The organism is Kaistia sp. MMO-174, assembly GCF_037147815.1.
Taxonomy (GTDB): Bacteria; Pseudomonadota; Alphaproteobacteria; order Rhizobiales; family Kaistiaceae; genus Kaistia; species Kaistia nematophila.
The window spans coordinates 126,410-143,678 of record NZ_JBBCUO010000005.1 but is presented as its reverse complement, the minus strand read 5'-3'; the positions used below and the strand labels follow the sequence as shown (position 1 = coordinate 143,678).

The following is a 17,269-nucleotide window of genomic DNA, read 5'->3' as shown; positions in this document are numbered from 1 at the left end:
GACTTCGCGTCAGGCCTCCTTGAAGCGATAACCGACGCCATAGAGCGTCTCGATCATGTCGAAGTCGTCATCGACGACCTTGAACTTCTTGCGCAGCCGCTTGATGTGGCTGTCGATGGTGCGGTCATCGACATAGACCTGATCGTCATAGGCCGCGTCCATCAGGGCATTGCGGCTCTTGACGACGCCGGGCCGCTGCGCGAGCGCGTAGAGGATCAGGAATTCGGTGACCGTCAGCGTCACGGGCTGACCATTCCAGGTGCAGGTGTGGCGCTCCTGGTCCATCGACAGCGCACCGCGATCAAGATTGCGGGCGGCGTCCGGCACCTTGGCCGGGACGACGGCCTCGCGCGGCTGGAAGCGGCGCAGCACCGCCTTGACCCGCTCGACCAGCAGGCGCTGCGAGAACGGCTTCTTGATGAAATCGTCGGCGCCCATCTTGAGGCCGAACAACTCGTCGATCTCGTCATCCTTCGAGGTCAGGAAGATGACCGGCAGGTCGGTGCGCTGGCGCAGGCGGCGGAGCAGCTCCATCCCGTCCATGCGCGGCATCTTGATATCGAGAATGGCGAGGTCCGGAAGCGACTGCTGGAAGCCGTCAAGGGCGGAGGCGCCGTCGGTGTAGGTCTGGACCCGATAGCCCTCGGACTCCAATGCGATCGACACGGAGGCGAGGATGTTTCGATCGTCGTCGACCAGAGCGATCGTCGGCATAGATAGGCTTCTCCCGAAATCTGCCCCGGATGGGCGTTTGACCGGCCTGAAGGCAAGCGGATGTCACGTCACGCCGGCCCCCGCCTAAACGTCGCAGGAATACGCGGAAAATATGGCGTGCAGCCTACCGGATTTAAACCCTCGGCGCCAATCGCCCGGAAAACCGCCATCGAATGAGAGACATAGAAAGTTGAAGGTGTTAATCAGCTTTCGAAGTAGCTAGTCCCAAGGAAAGCAATATGTCCGAGAATTTTCCGTTCGATCCGGTCGAAACCGGCCGCGCCGTGATCCGCAGCACGATCGCCGGCAGCCTGGCGACGCTGGACGAGGCCGGCAATCCCTTCGCCACCCTGGTCACCATGGCGACGACGGTCGACCTGCGGCCGGTCCTGAGCCTTTCCGACCTCGCCGTACACACGCAGAACCTGAAGCGCGATCCGCGCGCCTCGCTCCTGCTCGTGGCGCCGGGCGGCGAAACCGGCAATCCGCTCGCCGGGGCCCGCATCACCCTGGTCGGCACGATCGAGCGCGTCGACGACGAGCATGCCGCCTGGCGCTACGGCCTGCGTCAGGGCAAGGCGGCCCGCGCCTCCGCCCTGCCCGGCTTCCACCACTACGTGATGAACGTCACCAACTCGCACCTCGTCGCCGGCTTCGGCAACATCGCGCAGATCGCGGGCAAGGATCTTCTTCCCGATTACTCGGACAGCAAGGATCTACTCGACGGCGAGAAGATGGTCGTCGAGCACATGAACGATGATCATGCCGACGCCATTGCGCTCTACGCCATCAAGCTGCTCAATCAGCCGGGCGGCGCCTGGCGCATCACCGGCTGCGACCCGGAAGGCATCGACATTGCTACGAGCACCTTGCGCGCGCGGCTGCCTTTTCCTACCCGCGCCACCACGGTCGGCGAGGCCGGCGGCTATCTGAAGTCCTTCGCAAAACAGGCGAGATCGCTGGAACAATAGTGTCATTTTACGAACAAATAGAATATTCTGTTTGTTCGGATGTCAAATAATTGGTTTCCGGCCATCGGTTGCTTTGGGACCAGTCGATTAAATCGTTTTAATGCGATCACGATAACTGGACCCATGCAGTTTTTGTTGCAGTTGCGAAATCCGATCCTCTAGGTTCTGGCCTGCCGGCAGCGTTGTCGCCGGCAGAGCCGGTGCCGTCCGCTGATGCGGCGCACCATTCCCGGAGCGAGGCCTCGCGAAGGTGCGCGTGCCTCTCAGAGCGGAGACGACCCTGTGACCGAGAACGGCATTCGCAATCCTGCCCATGGCGCCGAGCAGTTCGGCCTGAAGTGGCTGGCCGGTCTCTATTGGAACTATGGGGCGCCGGCTCTCTATGAGGAATCGCTGCGCCGCGGCGAAGCCGTGGTGTCGATCGACGGCGCGCTGACCGTCGAGACCGGCGTGCATACCGGCCGCTCGCCGCAGGACAAGTTCGTCGTCCGCGACACGCTGACCGAGAATGCGGTCTGGTGGGACAACAACAAACCGATGTCCCCGGCGCATTTCGAGACGCTTTACGCCGACATGCTGGCGCACGCCTCCGGCCGCGAGCTGTTCGCGCAGGACCTGCAGGGCGGCGCCGACCCGGCCGAAGCGGTCGCGGTTCGCGTCTTCACCGAGAAGGCATGGCACTCGCTCTTCATCCGCAACCTGCTGATCCGTCCGGACGCGGCCGCGCTGAAGAGCTTCGTGCCGAAGCTCACCATCCTCGACCTGCCGAGCTTCAAGGCCAATCCGGAACGGCATGGCTGCCGGACAGAGACCGTCATCGCCTGCGATTTCGCCCGCGGCATCGTGCTGATCGGGGGCACCTCCTATGCCGGCGAGATGAAGAAGGCCGTCTTCACCTACCTGAACTTCACCCTGCCGCCGAAAGGCGTCATGCCGATGCACTGCTCGGCCAATGTCGGCCCGGACGGTGATGCCGCTGTGTTCTTCGGTCTCTCCGGCACCGGCAAGACGACACTCTCCGCCGACCCCGCCCGCACGCTGATCGGCGATGACGAGCATGGCTGGGGCCCGGACGGCATCTTCAACTTCGAGGGCGGCTGCTACGCCAAGACGATCAAGCTCTCGGCCGAGGCCGAGCCGGAGATCTTCGCCACCACCAAGCGCTTCGGCACGGTGCTGGAGAATGTCGCCATCGATCCTGCGACCCGCGAGATCGACTTCAACGACGCCTCGAAGACCGAGAACACCCGCGCCGCCTACCCGCTGCACTTCATCCCGAATGCGAGCGAGAGCGGCCGGGCCGGCCACCCGAAGACGATCGTCATGCTGACCGCCGACGCCTTCGGCGTGATGCCGCCGATCGCCAAGCTGACGCCCGAGCAGGCGATGTACCACTTCCTCTCCGGCTACACCGCCAAGGTCGCCGGCACGGAGAAGGGCGTGACCGAGCCGCAGGCGACATTCTCGACCTGCTTCGGCGCGCCGTTCATGCCGCGCCATCCGGCCGAGTACGGCAACCTGCTCAGGAGCCTGATCGCCGAGCACGGCGTGTCGTGCTGGCTGGTCAACACCGGCTGGACCGGCGGCGCCTACGGCACCGGCCGCCGCATGCCGATCAAGGCGACCCGCACACTGCTCACCGCGGCGCTGAACGGCTCGCTGGACGGCGGCCGCTTCTATACCGACCGCACCTTCGGCTTCCAGGTGCCGACCGACGTCGCCGGCGTCGAGCCGCACATCCTGCATCCGCGCAAGACCTGGCAGGACAAGGCCGGCTACGACGCGCAGGCGGCGAAGCTGGTCGGCATGTTCCTGAAGAACTTCGAGAAGTTCGAGAACCATGTCGACGCCTCGGTGACGGCCGCCGCTCCGGGCACGATGGTCGCCTGACCGGCCCCGGTCGCCGCGCCCTTTTCGCGGGGCGCCGCATTCACTACCCTCCCGGGCTGTCTCGCGCAGCCTGGGAGTTTCTCATGCCTCCGCCGATCCCGGTCGATCTCCAGCCCCATACGCCCGCCTGGTCCGATGCCGCTGCGCGGGAGGCGCAGCGCCTCGCCGAGGCGCTCGGGCCGCAACTGATCGCCGTCCACCACATCGGCTCGACCGCGATCGCGGGCCTTCTCGCCAAGCCGATCCTCGACATGATCCCCGAAGTCCGCGCGCTGGCTGCGTTCGACGCCTGCCAGGCAATCCTCGCGCATCTCGGCTATGAGTGGTGGGGCGAATACGGCATGCCCGGCCGCCGCTATGCGACGCTAACCGACGGCGCGACCGGCCAGCGCTGCATCCAGCTGCATGTCTTCGAAACCGGCTCGCCGCATATCGTGCGCCACCTGGCATTCCGCGACTATCTGCGTTCGCATCCCGCCAAGGCGCGCGAATATGAAACGGTCAAGCTCCGGAGCCGGGAGCAGCATCCCTACGATTCGCATGCCTATTCCGAAGCGAAATCGGACTGGGTGCGCCTGACCGAAGCCGAGGCAATCGCCTTCTACCGGACGCGCTAAGGCGGGCTGGCCCAGCGGAGCCGAGCCTTCCGTATGGCCACGCAGCTGCAAATCGTTCTAGCCTGCGACGAACGGGAGCAAGCCAAATGCGCCAGCCAACCTTTCATCGCGTCGTCGGCCTCGGCGAGAACTGCCGGGCGAAGCACAATATCGAGCGGAAGTGGACCGAGTATCGGCGCACGAGCTTGCGGGCGACGACGGATTGCCTGACGCGTACGGTGTTCGATTGGCAGGCCACGCCCTACCCGGCCCTGCTCGAATATCTCCGCCGCGATTTTCGCGGCATGTTCGAGCTGGAAGACCTGGGCATGCTCGACGGCCGCGTCGTCAACAAGCGTTATGGAACGCTGCATCGGCACGACTTTCCCGACAGTCCCGACCTCGCCGTCCACTATGCGGCCGCGCGCTCCCGCCACGACCATCTCTGCAACAAGACGCGAAGCGCCGTCACGGACCGGCTGCCGACCCTGTTCATCCGCTATGGCGCGCTGGCGCCCGGCGAGGAACGCGTGCTGCACGACGCCATCGCCGCGCTCCGGCATGGCCGGCCCTTCGCGCTGGCGCTGATCGACGATGACGGGCACCCGCCTTCCGATCCGGCCGAGCCCTGGCAGGGCAACCACGACTATTGGCATGCGGCGCTGTCCCGTTATTCGATGCGATCCGACGCGTCGCTCGGCACCCTGCTGCCGAAGATCGCCCGCGAGCAGGCCCGCCGCATCGCCGGCCACATCCGGCACCTCCGCTTCTGAGGCCCCCCAATGCAAAAAGGCCCGGCGATCGCTCGCCGGGCCTTCTCATTTTGTCGACAAAAGCGGGCGATTACTCGCCGGCGGCTTCCGTCTTTTCCTTGATCTCTTCGCCGGTCGCCTGGTCGACGACCTTCATCGACAGGCGGACCTTGCCGCGCTCGTCGAAGCCGAGCAGCTTGACCCAGACCTTGTCGCCTTCCTTGACGACGTCCTGGGTCTTCGCCACGCGCTGGCTCGAAAGCTGCGAGATGTGGACGAGGCCATCCTTGGCGCCGAAGAAGTTGACGAAGGCGCCGAAATCGACGGCCTTGACGACGGTGCCCTGGTAGATGGCGCCGACTTCCGGCTCGGCGGCGATGCCCTTGATCCAGTTCAGCGCGGCGGTGATAGCCTTGCCGTCCGAGGAGGCGACCTTGACGGTGCCGTCATCGGAGATGTCGATCTTGGCGCCGGTCTTTTCCACGATCTCGCGGATGACCTTGCCGCCCGAACCGATCACTTCACGGATCTTGTCGGTGGGGATCTGGATGACTTCGATGCGCGGAGCATGCTCGCCGAGCGACGGACGCGCGGTGGTCAGCGCCTTCGCCATCTCGCCGAGGATGTGCTCGCGGCCGCCCTTGGCCTGGTCCAGAGCGACCTTCATGATCTCTTCGGTGATACCGGCGATCTTGATGTCCATCTGGAGCGAGGTGACGCCCTCGGAGGTGCCGGCGACCTTGAAGTCCATGTCGCCGAGGTGATCCTCGTCGCCCAGGATGTCGGAGAGGACCGCGTAGCGATCGCCTTCGAGGATCAGGCCCATGGCGATGCCCGCCACCGGACGCTTCAGCGGCACGCCGGCATCCATCAGCGACAGCGAGCTGCCGCAGACGGTCGCCATCGAGGACGAGCCGTTCGACTCGGTGATCTCGGAGACGACGCGCAGCGTGTAGGGGAACTCGTGGTGGTTCGGGAGAACCGGACGGACAGCGCGCCAGGCGAGCTTGCCGTGACCGATCTCGCGACGGCCGGGCGAACCCATGCGGCCGGTCTCGCCGACCGAGTAGGGCGGGAAGTTGTAGTGCAGCAGGAAGGTTTCCTTGTAGGTGCCTTCCAGCGCGTCGATGAACTGCTCGTCATCGCCGGTGCCGAGGGTCGCGACCACCAGGGCCTGCGTCTCGCCGCGGGTGAAGACCGCCGAGCCGTGCGTACGCGGCAGGACGCCGACTTCCGACACGATCGGGCGGACCGTCTTCAGGTCGCGGCCGTCGATGCGGCTGCCGGTGTCGAGGATGTTCCAGCGAACGATCTTCGCCTGGAGCTCCTTGAAGACGGCGCCGATCTTTTCCTTGTCGAAGCGGGGCTCTTCGCCTTCCGGGAAGAAGTGTGCCAGCACCTTCGCCTTGACGGCGTCGACGGCGGCATAGCGCTCCTGCTTGACGGTGTTCTTGTAGGCCTCGCGCAGCTCGGCCTCGGCGATGCCGAGCATCTCCGTCTCGATCGCCGAAAGGTCGGCCGGCGCGAACTCGCGCGGCTCCTTGGCGGACTTCTCGGCGAGCTGGATGATCGCGTCGATCACCGGCTGGAAGCCGCGATGACCGAACATCACGGCGCCGAGCATGGTCTCTTCCGAAAGCTCCTGCGCTTCCGACTCGACCATCAGCACGGCGTCCTGGGTGCCGGCGACGACGAGGTCGAGCTTCGAGCTCTCATTCTGCTCGAGCAGCGGGTTCAGCACGAACTCGCCGTCGATCAGGCCGACGCGCGCGCCACCGACCGGGCCCATGAAGGGCACGCCGGAGATCGTCAGCGCAGCCGAGGCGGCGACGAGGGCGACGATGTCGGGATCGTTCTCGAGGTCATGCGAGAGAACGGTCGTGACGACCTGGGTCTCGCAGCGGAACCCTTCCGGGAACAGCGGGCGGATCGGACGGTCGATCAGGCGGGAGGTCAGCGTCTCCTTCTCGGAGGGCCGGCCTTCGCGCTTGAAGAAGCCGCCGGGGATCTTGCCGGCTGCGAAGGTCTTCTCCTGGTAGTTGACCGTCAGCGGGAAGAAGTCGACACCCGGCTTCGGCGCCTTGGCGGCGACGACGGTCGCCAGCACGGTCGTTTCGCCATAGGTGGCGAGAACGGCGCCGTCAGCCTGGCGGGCTATCTTGCCCGTCTCGAGGACGAGCGGGCGGCCGCCCCATTCAATTTCGACGCGTTGGACATCGAACATGGCAATTCCTTTCCTGCGCGGATGCGCCCAAGGAGCCATGAGCAAGACGGCTAGAGGCTTTCGACCCTACGAGGAAAAAGCATCCGGCGATCCTGCCATGGCTCGACCGCTGATCCGCGGGCAAATCGCGCGGCAGCCCCATGCCGCCGCGCCGTACAGGCGTCTGTGGAGGCAGGCCCCGAGGGCCCGCCTGTCTCAGCGACGCAGGCCGAGGCGCTCGATGAGCGTCTTGTAACGCTGCTCGTCCGTCTTCTTCAGGTAGTCCAGCTGGCTACGACGCTGGCTGACCATCTTGAGCAGGCCGCGGCGCGAATGATTGTCCTTGCTGTGACCCTTGAAGTGTTCGGTGAGGTTGGCGATGCGCTCCGAGAGCACGGCAACCTGCACTTCCGGCGAGCCGGTGTCGTTCTCGACGGTCGCGAATTCCTTGATCAGTTCCGCCTTGCGAGCAGCTGTGATCGACATCGGGTATCCCTTTCCTGGGCTCTAGTCCCGGCTTCCTCGCCGGAAAATCAAAATCCGACCGACTTCCGCAGCAGGCCCCACGCCGGCTCGCGCCGTTCGGGACATGCAGGACGACGGTCTCGACGTCCCCGGACGGCCGAGGCCGTCGCGGTCGCCGCTGTTTCGACGGCCAGTGCCGGGATGTCGTCCAGCACGGTCGCCGTTCCAAGCGGCTTGGCCCGGACGGCAAAACCGTCCGGGAGCGCGGCCTATATGGCCGAATTTGCCTGCAATAGCCAGAGGAAACTTCCCTGACGTCCGTTCACGCGCCGACGAAGACGCGTGATGGATGCAGCTCGCCGCGCTCGACTTCGCCGATCGCGACCAGGGTGCCGGCGACGGTGGCGAACACCGTCGCGCCATTTTCAGGCGCGTCGCGGCCGCGCAGCAGCACGCTCTGGCCGTTGCGCAGCCGGGCGCCGTCGGTCTCGGAGATGCGCACCTCGGCGAGGTCGCCGAGCGCGAGCTCGACGGGCGCGAGATGCGCGTCGCAGCCCTCGGCCCCGCCCTCCTCCTGCGCGGCGCGCAGATCGTCGAGCTTGATCATCGACGCCTCGTCGAACGGCCCGACCAGCAGCCGGCGGAGGCCGACGACGTGGCCGCGCGTGCCAAGCGCCCGCGCCATGTCGCGGGCGATCGCCCGCACATAGGTGCCCTTGCCGCATTCGGCGGCGAAGACGGCGGTGTTCTCGTCCGGCATGTCGACCAGGTCGAGGCGATGGATCTGGATCGGTCGCGCCTCCAGCACGACGTCCTCGCCGTCGCGCGCCAGGTCATAGGCGCGCTCGCCCTCGACCTTGATGGCGGAAAAGGCCGGCGGAACCTGCATGATCTCGCCGGTGAACTGATCCAGGATCGCCTCGATCGCCGCCCGCGTCGGGCGCACGTCGGAAGTGGCGACCGGCTGGCCTTCGGCGTCGTCGGTGCGCGTCTCCTCGCCCCAGCGGACGGTAAAGCCGTAGATCTTGCGGCCGTCCATGATGAACGGCACGGTCTTGGTCGCCTCGCCGAGCGCGATCGGCAGGCAACCGGTGGCGAGCGGATCGAGCGTGCCGGCATGGCCGGCCTTCTGCGCGCCGAACAGGCGCTTCACCACCGAAACGGCCTGGGTGGAGGTCATGCCCAGCGGCTTGTCGAGGCTGACCCAGCCGGAAACCGGCCGCCCCTTCTTCTGGCGTTGGCCCATGATCTACTCTTCGTCGGTCTCGTCGTGGCCGCGACCCGCCTCGATATCCTGGCGGACGACGGGGTCGTTCCGGAGCAGCGCATCGATCTTGGCGGCTTCGGCAAAGGACTTGTCGAGCACGAATTTCAGGTCGACGGCGAACTTGAGCTCGATCCGGCGCGAAACCTCGCCGCGCAGATATTTGCGATGCTGCTCGAGCGCCGCCACCACGGCGTCGCCATTGTCGCCGCCGAGCGGCATGACATAGCAGGTCGCCATCTTGAGATCGTTCGAGACGCGGACCTCGGGCACCGTGACGATAACGCCGTCGAGCACGGGCTCGTTCAGATTGCCGCGCGACAGAACCTCGGACAGGGCATGGCGGACCAGCTCGCCGACGCGCAGCTGACGCTGGCCGGCGACGCCGATCTTCTTCCCATTGGCAGCCGTTCTGGCCATTTCGGAAATACTCCATCGCGCCTTCAGGCGGCGCGTGCGGGCCGCTTGTGCGACGGATCCGCCTCGGGCCGCGACATCCGCCGGGCCGAACCAATTTTAAACGGGACGAACGCGACCGAGACGGCCGCGTTCGTCACCACGATTTCGGGATCGAAGCGTTCGCGATCAGAGCGAGCGCTTGATCTCCTCGACGCGGTAGCACTCGATGATGTCGCCTGCGCGCATGTCTTCGTACTTCTCGAAGGCCATGCCGCATTCCTGGCCCGCCGGCACTTCCTTGACTTCGTCCTTGAAGCGCTTGAGCGTCGACAGCTTGCCCTCGTGCACCACGACGTTGTCGCGGATGAGGCGGACATTGGCGCCGCGCTCGACCGTGCCGTCGGTGACGCGGCAGCCCGCGACCTTGCCGACCTTGGAGATGTGGAACACCTCGAGGATCTCGGCATTGCCGAGCATCGTCTCGCGCCGCTCGGGCGTCAGCAGGCCGGACATCGCTGCCTTCACGTCATCCACGAGGTCGTAGATGATGTTGTAGTAGCGGATCTCGATGCCTTCGCGGTCGGCCACGTCGCGCGCCTGCTTGTTGGCGCGAACGTTGAAGCCGATGATCGCGGCGTTCGAGGTCGCGGCCAGCGTGACGTCGGACTCGGTGACGCCACCGACACCGGACAGGATGATGCGAGCCTGCACCTCGTCGGTGCCGAGCGCTTCCAGCGCACCGGCGATCGCCTCGACGGAGCCCTGCACGTCACCCTTGATGACGAGCGGGAATTCCTTGAGACCGGCGCTCTGACGCTGGTTCATCATCTCGGCGAGCGAGCCGCGCGCCGTCGTCTGGCGGGCAACAGCCTTCTCGCGCTTCTGGCGGGCGCGGTAGTCCGCGATCTCGCGGGCACGGGCCTCGTTCTCGACCACGGCGAAGCGGTCGCCGGCGGCCGGCGCGCCCTGGAAGCCCAGGACCTCGACCGGCATCGACGGCGCGGCGTCGGTCATTGCGATGCCACGATCGTTCAAGAGCGCGCGGACGCGGCCCCATTCCGAGCCGGCGACGACGATGTCGCCCGGGCGCAGCGTGCCGCGCTGGACGAGGACGGTCGCGACCGGGCCGCGGCCCTTGTCGAGCTTCGCCTCGATGACGACGCCGTCGGCGGTGCGGTTCGGGTCGGCCTTGAGGTCGAGCACTTCCGCCTGCAGCAGGATGGTCTCGAGCAGCCGGTCGAGATTCTGGCCGGTCTTGGCCGAAACCTCGACGTCCAGCGTCTCGCCGCCCATCGATTCCACGAAGACTTCGTGTTGCAGCAGCTCGGTACGCACCCGGGTCGGGTCGGCCGAGGGCTTGTCGATCTTGTTGATCGCCACGATCACCGGAACGCCAGCCGCACGGGCGTGATTGATCGCCTCGATGGTCTGCGGCATCACGCCGTCATCGGCGGCGACGACCAGGATGACGATATCCGTCGACTTGGCGCCGCGCGAACGCATCGCCGTGAAGGCGGCGTGGCCCGGCGTGTCGATGAAGGTGATCTTCTGGCCGTTCTGCTCGACCTGGTAGGCGCCGATGTGCTGGGTGATGCCACCGGCCTCACCCGACACGACGCTGGTCTTGCGGATGGCGTCGAGCAGCGAGGTCTTGCCGTGGTCGACATGGCCCATGATGGTGACGACGGGCGGCCGGGTGACCAGCTCGCCTTCCGACTCGCGGGTGTCGAACAGGCCTTCCTCGACGTCGGACTCGGCGACGCGGCGAACCGTGTGGCCCATTTCCTCGGCGATCAGCTGGGCCATGTCGGCGTCAATGACGTCGGTAGCCTTGAGCAGCTGGCCCTGCTTCATCAGGAACTTGATCACGTCGACGGCGCGCTCGGCCATACGATTGGCGAGATCGCCGATCGAGATGGTCTCCGGCAGCACGACCTCGCGCGACACCTTCTCGCGCGGACCCTGCGAGATGTTGCGGTTGCGCTCGCGTTCGCGGCGACGACGGACCGAGGCGAGCGAACGCTCGCGCTCGGAATCATTCAGCGCGTTCGAGAGCGTCAGGCGACCGCGCGACGCGCCGTCATCCTTCTTGACCGGCTTCGGATCGACAGCCTTCGGACGCTTCGAGGTCGACGGGCGCAGACCGCCCGAACGATCGTCGTCGTCGAGCGCGCGGCTGGTCGGGCGGGCGCCCGGGGCCGCGGTGCGCTGCGCCGGCTTTTCGGTCGCGTTGGGGTCGCGCTGCGTCGGCGCGGCCGCACGGGCCGCCGGCTGGGCGGCCGTGGTCTGGCGAGCCGCCGGCGCGGCCGCAGAGGTCTCGCTCTGGCGACGGCGGGCGGCCTCCTCGGTCTTCTCGCGAAGGGCTGCCTCGGCGGCGCGGCGGGCGTCTTCCTCAGCCTGGCGCTTGGCGGCTTCCTCGCGCTCCTTGGCGAGGCGAACCTCTTCCTCGGCGCGGCGGATCGCATCGAGCTCGGCCTGACGGCGCTCTTCGGCATCGCGGACACGGGCATCGGCGAGCGCCTTGGCGCGAGCGTCGAGTTCATCAGCCGAGAGCTGGCGCAGCACCATGCCGGGGCGTCCGCCCTGCGGACGCGACGACTGGGCCGGAGCGGCCGGTCCCTGGCGCGACGGCGCCGAAGACTGGATGGGCTTCACGGAAGAGGTCGGCGAAGGAGCCGGCGACGGACGCGGCGCGACGGGCTGGGCCGCGGTCGGCTCAGCCTTGCCATGCATCAGAACCCGCTTCTTCTTCTCGACGACGACGGTATTGGTCCGGCCATGCGAAAAACTCTGGCGCACGGTACCGCGCTCCGGATCGCGGCCCTTGAGGCTCAGGGTCTTCTTCGCGCCGCCAAGATCCTTGTCGCCGCTGTTGTTCGTATCGTTCATTCGGTCTTCTGTCCTGCGGGGTCTTCGGCCATTGCCGACACGTTCGGTTCACGCACTTGCGGCGCGTCGATCGCGCCAACGTCATCGCCAATAGCAACGAGCCCGTCTTCTCCCAGAAAACAGGCGAGCGCGGCGACACGCTCTATCACATTTTCGCTCGCCCGGCCCACGAGCAGAGCAGCATGTATCACATTTGACCGGCCCAATGCCAAATCCAATTGCTCCGATCGGAACATACGGAGCACCGGAACGGCATCGGTTCGTCCAAAACGGCGTTTCAGGGCCGCCTCGATCTTCGCACGGCCATCCTCGGCCGCTTCCTTCGCCTGGACGATCCCGGCAAGGCCCTCGCGGGCGATCGCCGTCTCGACCTTGGCGAAACCGGTGACGATCTCACCGGCCTTTCGCGCGAAGGACAGGGCCTGAAGGGCCGCATCCTCCAGCAGGCTCTCGACGCGCCCGGCCAGGCCGGGCTCGACGACGACTTCCTGCTTGAAGCCGCGCGCGAAGAGCCGCTTCTTTTCCGCCTGCGCCACGAGATCCGCGCGGGCGGTGATCCAGACGCCCCGGCCCGGCAGGCGATGCCGGAGATCCGGAACCACCCTGCCTTCCGGGTCGAGGACGAACCGGATCAGTTTCTCGGTTGGCATCGCCTCTCGCGTGACGATGCAGCTTCGGGTCGTCGGTTCGCTCTTGCGCGGCAAAACTTCTCTCCGCGGTCCGAACGCCTCAGGCCTCGGCCTCTTCGCCGGCGGCATTGGCTTCCTGCTCGGCGGCGGCCTCGTCCTCGGTGATCCAGCCGGCCCTGACGCGGGCGGTCATGATCATGTTCTCGGCGTCGCTGCGCGAGAGGCTGAAGCCGTCGAGCACGCCGCCATGGCGGGTCGTCTCGCCTTCGTTCCGCTCGGCCCAGCCGACGAGATCGTCGGGCACGTAGCCAGCAAAATCCTCGATCGTCTTGACGCCGTCCTTGCCGAGCGCGACGAGCATGGAGCTCGTGAGGCCCGGGATTTCCTTGAGCTCGTCGAGCACGCCCAGCGACTTGCGCTCCTCGTCGTGCTCGGATTCGAGCCGGTCGAGATAGTCACGCGCGCGCTGCTGCAGCTCGGCGGCAGTCTCTTCGTCGAAGCCTTCGATCGATGCCAGTTCATCCGGCTCGACGAAAGCGATTTCCTCGAGCGAAGCAAAGCCTTCGGAAGCGAGCAGCTGGCCGACGACTTCGTCGGCATCGAGCGCCGTATTGAACAGCGCCGAACGCTCCTGGAATTCCTTCTGACGACGCTCGGATTCTTCCTGCTCGGTCAGGATGTCGATATCCCAGCCGGTCAGCTGCGAAGCAAGGCGCACATTCTGGCCGCGACGGCCGATGGCAAGGGATAGTTGGTCATCCGGGACCACGACTTCAATACGCGACGCGTCTTCGTCGAGCACGACCTTGGCGACTTCCGCCGGCTGCAGCGCGTTGACGATGAAGGTGGCAGCGTCGGGCGACCACGGAATGATGTCGATCTTCTCGCCCTGCAGCTCGTTGACGACGGCCTGGACGCGGCTGCCGCGCATGCCGACGCAGGCGCCGACCGGATCGATCGAGCCATCGCGCGAGATCACGGCCATCTTGGCGCGCGAACCCGGATCGCGGGCGACCGACTTCACCTCGATGATGCCGTCATAGATCTCGGGCACTTCCTGAGCGAACAGCTTCGCCATGAACTGCGGATGGGTGCGCGACAGGAAGATCTGCGGGCCGCGCTGCTCGCGGCGCACGTCATAGACATAGGCGCGGATGCGGTCACCATAGCGGAAGGCTTCGCGCGGGATCATCTCGTCGCGGCGGACGATGCCTTCACCACGGCCGAGATCGACGATCACGTTGCCGTATTCGACGCGCTTGACCGAGCCGTTGATGATCTCACCGATGCGATCCTTGAACTCGTCGAACTGGCGGTCACGTTCGGCCTCGCGCACCTTCTGCACGATGACCTGCTTGGCCGACTGGGCGGCGATGCGGCCGAAATCCATCGGCGGCAGCGCTTCGGCGATATAGTCGCCGACCCGGGCCGCAGGATTCTGGTCGGTCGCGAGATCGAGCGAGATCTCGATCGCCGGGTTCTCGACATTGTCGACGACCTGCAAGAGGCGCTGCAGCCGGATCTCGCCCGTCTTCGGGTTGATCTCGGCGCGCACGTCGGTCTCCGAACCGTAACGCGAACGGGCCGCCTTCTGGATCGCATCTTCCATGGCGGCGATCACGATCTGCCGATCGATCACCTTCTCGCGGGCAACCGCGTCGGCAATCTGCAGAAGTTCGAGGCGGTTGGCGCTGACTGCCATCGTCCTGTCTCCGTTAACCTGAACCTGATGACGGCGTCGCGATCAAGCGTCGCTGGTCTCGTCTCTTAAGTCGTTGTCGTCGATGTCGTCGTCGGGTTGCTGGCGCTTGGCGTCGCGCAGCGTCTCGGCGATCAGGGCGTCGGTCATGACGAGCCTGGCATCGGAAATGGCGTCGAGCGGCAGCCAGACCCGGTCGGGCGCGCCCTGCGGCGCATCCTCGAGCTTGACGCCGGTGGCGTCGCCGTCGAGGCCGATCAGGATGCCGCGAAAGCGCTTGCGGCCCTCGATCGGCGCGCTCAGCTCGATCTTCGCCTCATGCCCGGCCCAGCGCACGAAATCGGCGCGGCGTACGAGCGGGCGATCGATGCCGGGCGACGACACCTCGAGGTGATAGGCGCCGGAGATCGGGTCCTCGACGTCGAGGGCGGGCGAAATGTTGCGGCTGACTTCGCCGCAATCCTCGACCGTCATCGTGCCGTCGGGACGCTCGACCATAACCTGCAGCGTCTGACCGTTGCGGGTGGAAAGCTTGACGCGCACCAGCCGGTAGCCGAGCCCCTCGATGATGGGTTCGACGATCGCCGCGACGCGGGCGTCGAGCCCCGTCTCGGTGACGATGCGTGCTTCGTTTTCCGGGGCGATATCCGCCAAATGCATGCTCCGTTCAAGGATCTCGTAGAGTGCGTCCGGCCGGAGCGGGCCCGGAGGTCCACTCTCTCTTACGACCGATCGTTTGAGATGAATGAAAGGCGTATAGGCCCAGGATCGCGCGAATGCAAGCAAAAGTGGCTCTATCGGCGAGCGGCGAGGCCGGATCGGCCGCGCCGCGGGGCGAACAGGGCGCCCTAGCGGCGCTGGAAGGTCAGGTAGCTTCCCTGCCGACCCTCGCGAAAAGCCTTCTGCTCGTAGCGCGTTCCCGGCCAGCCGGCCCAGGGCTTGCGCCAGTCGTCGGCGTCGCGCGCCGTCCAGGTGAATTCGGCGTGATCGCGCACATGCAGAAGCGTCCACTCGACATAGGATTCGATGTCGGAGGCGAAGCGGAACAGGCCGCCCGGGCGCAGCACGCGGGCGAAACGCGTCAGGTTCTTTTCGGAGACGAAGCGGCGCTTCCAGTGACGGAACTTCGGCCAGGGATCGGGATAGAGCAGATCGATCGCCGCGAGGCTCGCCGGCGGCAGCCAGTCGAGCAGCTCGGCCGCGTCGCGATCGAACAGGCGGACATTCGCGAGCCCGCCCGCATCGATCGCCGAGGCCGCCTTGGCCATGCCGTTGACGAAAGGCTCGACGCCGATGCGGCCGACGGCCGGCTCGGTGGTCGCGCGATGCACGAGATGCTCGCCGCCGCCGAAGCCGATCTCGAGCACGACCTCGCCAACCGGCGCCTTGAACAGGGACGGAAGAGCGGCGGGCGCCGGTGCGGAAACGTCGATGCTCAGCCGCGCCAGGACGTCGGCGAGCGTTTCGGCCTGACCGGCGCGGAGATTGTGTCCCTTGCGCCGGCCATAGAAGGAATCGCGCCGTAGCGCGTGGTCAGGAGTGGTCACAGCGATTTACGGATCGCTTCCACGAGGTCGGTCCGCTCCCAGGAGAAGCCACCATCCGCTTCCGGCGCACGGCCGAAATGACCATAGGCCGAGGTCCGGGCGTAGATCGGCCGGTTCAGCTGCAGGTGCTCGCGGATACCGCGCGGCGACAGGTCCATGACCTGGGCGAGGACCTGCTCGACGCGGGATTCCTCCACCTTGCCGGTGCCGTGCAGGTCGACATAGATCGACAGCGGCTGCGACACGCCGATGGCGTAGGAGAGCTGGATCGTGCAGCGAGCGGCGGCGCCGGAGGCGACGACGTTCTTGGCAAGATAGCGGGCGGCATAGGCGGCCGAGCGGTCGACCTTGGTCGGGTCCTTGCCGGAGAAGGCACCGCCGCCATGCGGCGCGGCGCCGCCGTAGGTGTCGACGATGATCTTGCGGCCGGTCAGGCCGGCGTCGCCATCGGGCCCGCCGATGACGAACTTGCCGGTCGGATTGACATGCCAGATGGTGTTGGCGCCGATCCAGCCCTCGGGAAGCGCCTCGCGGATATAGGGCTCGACGATCGAACGGACGTCGTGCGAGCTCAGGTTCTCGTCGAGATGCTGGGTCGACAGCACGATCTGCGTGACTTCGACCGGCTGGCCATTCTCGTAGCGGACGGTAACCTGGCTCTTGGCATCCGGACCGAGCGCATGCGTCTCGCCGGAGCGACGCGCCTCGGAGAGGCGCTTCAGGATGCGGTGGGCATAGAAAATCGGCGCCGGCATCAGCTCGGGCGTTTCCGAGCAGGCATAACCGAACATGATGCCCTGGTCGCCGGCGCCTTCATCCTTGTTTCCCGCGGAATCGACGCCCTGGGCGATGTCGACCGACTGGGCGTGCAGATGCACGTCGATGTCGGCCGTCTCCCAATGGAAGCCGCCCTGCTCGTAGCCGATATCCTTGATCGCCAGCCGGGCGATGTGGGAAACGAGATCGCGGGTGATCGCGGCCGGGCCGCGCGTTTCGCCGGCGATCACCACGCGATTGGTGGTGGCGAGCGTCTCGGCGGCGACGCGAAGGTGGCTCGGATCCCAGCCCTGCTCCGGACCGATGCGGAAGAAGGCATCGACGATTTCGTCGGAGATACGGTCACAGACCTTATCAGGATGCCCTTCGGAAACTGACTCACTCGTGAACAGATATGACGTTCTCGACACCGCAACGGACCCCGTGCAGAAAATGGCCGGAGCAGGTGCTCCGGCGATACCATGGCTTTTTTAG

General features: G+C 66.3%; 15 protein-coding genes. 4 read left to right on the top strand and 11 right to left on the bottom strand.

Annotated elements, in window-relative coordinates; all coding sequences use genetic code 11:
- Positions 1-9: 9 nt before the first annotated feature.
- Positions 10-714, bottom strand: coding sequence for a response regulator transcription factor (locus WFK98_RS18530; RefSeq protein WP_266336683.1), 705 nt, complete (start codon positions 712-714; stop codon positions 10-12).
- A 239-nt stretch (positions 715-953) separates the two neighbouring features.
- On the opposite strand from WFK98_RS18530, the gene WFK98_RS18525 reads away from it, so the two are divergent.
- The 4 genes from WFK98_RS18525 (at position 954) to WFK98_RS18510 (ending at position 4,944) form a co-directional block, all read left to right on the top strand.
- The gene (locus tag WFK98_RS18525) at positions 954-1,685 is read left to right on the top strand and encodes a HugZ family pyridoxamine 5'-phosphate oxidase (protein WP_336801262.1); all 732 of its coding nucleotides are present in this window, start codon (positions 954-956) and stop codon (positions 1,683-1,685) included.
- A 282-nt stretch (positions 1,686-1,967) separates the two neighbouring features.
- The gene (locus WFK98_RS18520) at positions 1,968-3,575 is read left to right on the top strand and encodes a phosphoenolpyruvate carboxykinase (protein WP_336801261.1); all 1,608 of its coding nucleotides are present in this window, start codon (positions 1,968-1,970) and stop codon (positions 3,573-3,575) included.
- 83 nt (positions 3,576-3,658) lie between these two features.
- Positions 3,659-4,192, top strand: a complete 534-nt coding sequence (locus WFK98_RS18515; protein WP_336801260.1) for a GrpB family protein — start codon at positions 3,659-3,661, stop codon at positions 4,190-4,192.
- 86 nt (positions 4,193-4,278) lie between these two features.
- The gene (locus WFK98_RS18510; protein WP_336801259.1) at positions 4,279-4,944 is read left to right on the top strand and encodes a hypothetical protein; all 666 of its coding nucleotides are present in this window, start codon (positions 4,279-4,281) and stop codon (positions 4,942-4,944) included.
- A gap of 70 nt (positions 4,945-5,014) precedes the next feature.
- On the opposite strand, the gene pnp is transcribed toward WFK98_RS18510, so the two are convergent.
- The 10 genes from pnp to metK all read right to left on the bottom strand — a co-directional run bounded on the left by pnp (position 5,015) and on the right by metK (position 17,205).
- Entirely contained in the window at positions 5,015-7,147 is a 2,133-nt protein-coding gene (gene pnp, locus WFK98_RS18505; RefSeq protein WP_336801258.1) for a polyribonucleotide nucleotidyltransferase, read from the bottom strand.
- A gap of 195 nt (positions 7,148-7,342) precedes the next feature.
- On the bottom strand, positions 7,343-7,612 hold the full coding sequence (gene rpsO / locus WFK98_RS18500) for a 30S ribosomal protein S15 (RefSeq protein WP_266336678.1): 270 nt from the start codon (positions 7,610-7,612) through the stop codon (positions 7,343-7,345).
- A 301-nt stretch (positions 7,613-7,913) separates the two neighbouring features.
- Positions 7,914-8,837 carry a tRNA pseudouridine(55) synthase TruB gene (gene truB / locus WFK98_RS18495; RefSeq protein ID WP_266336677.1) on the bottom strand — a complete coding sequence of 308 codons (924 nt, stop codon included), beginning with the start codon at positions 8,835-8,837 and terminating at the stop codon, positions 7,914-7,916.
- A 3-nt stretch (positions 8,838-8,840) separates the two neighbouring features.
- On the bottom strand, positions 8,841-9,275 hold the full coding sequence (gene rbfA / locus WFK98_RS18490; protein ID WP_266336676.1) for a 30S ribosome-binding factor RbfA: 435 nt from the start codon (positions 9,273-9,275) through the stop codon (positions 8,841-8,843).
- 165 nt (positions 9,276-9,440) lie between these two features.
- Positions 9,441-12,143, bottom strand: coding sequence for a translation initiation factor IF-2 (gene infB, locus WFK98_RS18485; RefSeq protein ID WP_266336675.1), 2,703 nt, complete (start codon positions 12,141-12,143; stop codon positions 9,441-9,443).
- Positions 12,140-12,847, bottom strand: coding sequence for an RNA-binding protein (locus tag WFK98_RS18480; RefSeq protein WP_266336674.1), 708 nt, complete (start codon positions 12,845-12,847; stop codon positions 12,140-12,142). Before WFK98_RS18480 ends, infB begins: the two co-directional genes overlap by 4 nt.
- A gap of 25 nt (positions 12,848-12,872) precedes the next feature.
- Complete coding sequence (gene nusA / locus WFK98_RS18475) at positions 12,873-14,474, bottom strand: transcription termination factor NusA (protein WP_266336673.1); 1,602 nt, start codon at positions 14,472-14,474, stop codon at positions 12,873-12,875.
- Positions 14,475-14,516: 42 nt separating this feature from the next.
- On the bottom strand, positions 14,517-15,131 hold the full coding sequence (rimP, locus tag WFK98_RS18470; protein WP_336801257.1) for a ribosome maturation factor RimP: 615 nt from the start codon (positions 15,129-15,131) through the stop codon (positions 14,517-14,519).
- 188 nt (positions 15,132-15,319) lie between these two features.
- Entirely contained in the window at positions 15,320-16,018 is a 699-nt protein-coding gene (gene trmB / locus WFK98_RS18465; RefSeq protein ID WP_266336671.1) for a tRNA (guanosine(46)-N7)-methyltransferase TrmB, read from the bottom strand.
- A complete protein-coding gene (metK, locus tag WFK98_RS18460) occupies positions 16,015-17,205 on the bottom strand; it encodes a methionine adenosyltransferase (RefSeq protein WP_266336670.1) in 1,191 nt (396 codons plus the stop codon). The genes trmB and metK overlap by 4 nt, the downstream gene beginning before the upstream one ends.
- Between the last annotated feature and the right edge of the window lie 64 nt (positions 17,206-17,269).

What these genes read in the sequence shown, in the direction of transcription:
- truB (WP_266336677.1), bottom strand. Translation starts at nt 8,837, where the DNA reads ATGGGCCAACGCCAGAAGAAGGGGCGGCCGGTTTCCGGCTGGGTCAGC.
- pnp (WP_336801258.1), bottom strand. Translation starts at nt 7,147, where the DNA reads ATGTTCGATGTCCAACGCGTCGAAATTGAATGGGGCGGCCGCCCGCTC.
- WFK98_RS18515 (WP_336801260.1), top strand. Translation starts at nt 3,659, where the DNA reads ATGCCTCCGCCGATCCCGGTCGATCTCCAGCCCCATACGCCCGCCTGG.
- rimP (WP_336801257.1), bottom strand. Translation starts at nt 15,131, where the DNA reads ATGCATTTGGCGGATATCGCCCCGGAAAACGAAGCACGCATCGTCACC.
- nusA (WP_266336673.1), bottom strand. Translation starts at nt 14,474, where the DNA reads ATGGCAGTCAGCGCCAACCGCCTCGAACTTCTGCAGATTGCCGACGCG.
- WFK98_RS18510 (WP_336801259.1), top strand. Translation starts at nt 4,279, where the DNA reads ATGCGCCAGCCAACCTTTCATCGCGTCGTCGGCCTCGGCGAGAACTGC.
- rpsO (WP_266336678.1), bottom strand. Translation starts at nt 7,612, where the DNA reads ATGTCGATCACAGCTGCTCGCAAGGCGGAACTGATCAAGGAATTCGCG.
- rbfA (WP_266336676.1), bottom strand. Translation starts at nt 9,275, where the DNA reads ATGGCCAGAACGGCTGCCAATGGGAAGAAGATCGGCGTCGCCGGCCAG.
- infB (WP_266336675.1), bottom strand. Translation starts at nt 12,143, where the DNA reads ATGAACGATACGAACAACAGCGGCGACAAGGATCTTGGCGGCGCGAAG.
- WFK98_RS18530 (WP_266336683.1), bottom strand. Translation starts at nt 714, where the DNA reads ATGCCGACGATCGCTCTGGTCGACGACGATCGAAACATCCTCGCCTCC.
- WFK98_RS18525 (WP_336801262.1), top strand. Translation starts at nt 954, where the DNA reads ATGTCCGAGAATTTTCCGTTCGATCCGGTCGAAACCGGCCGCGCCGTG.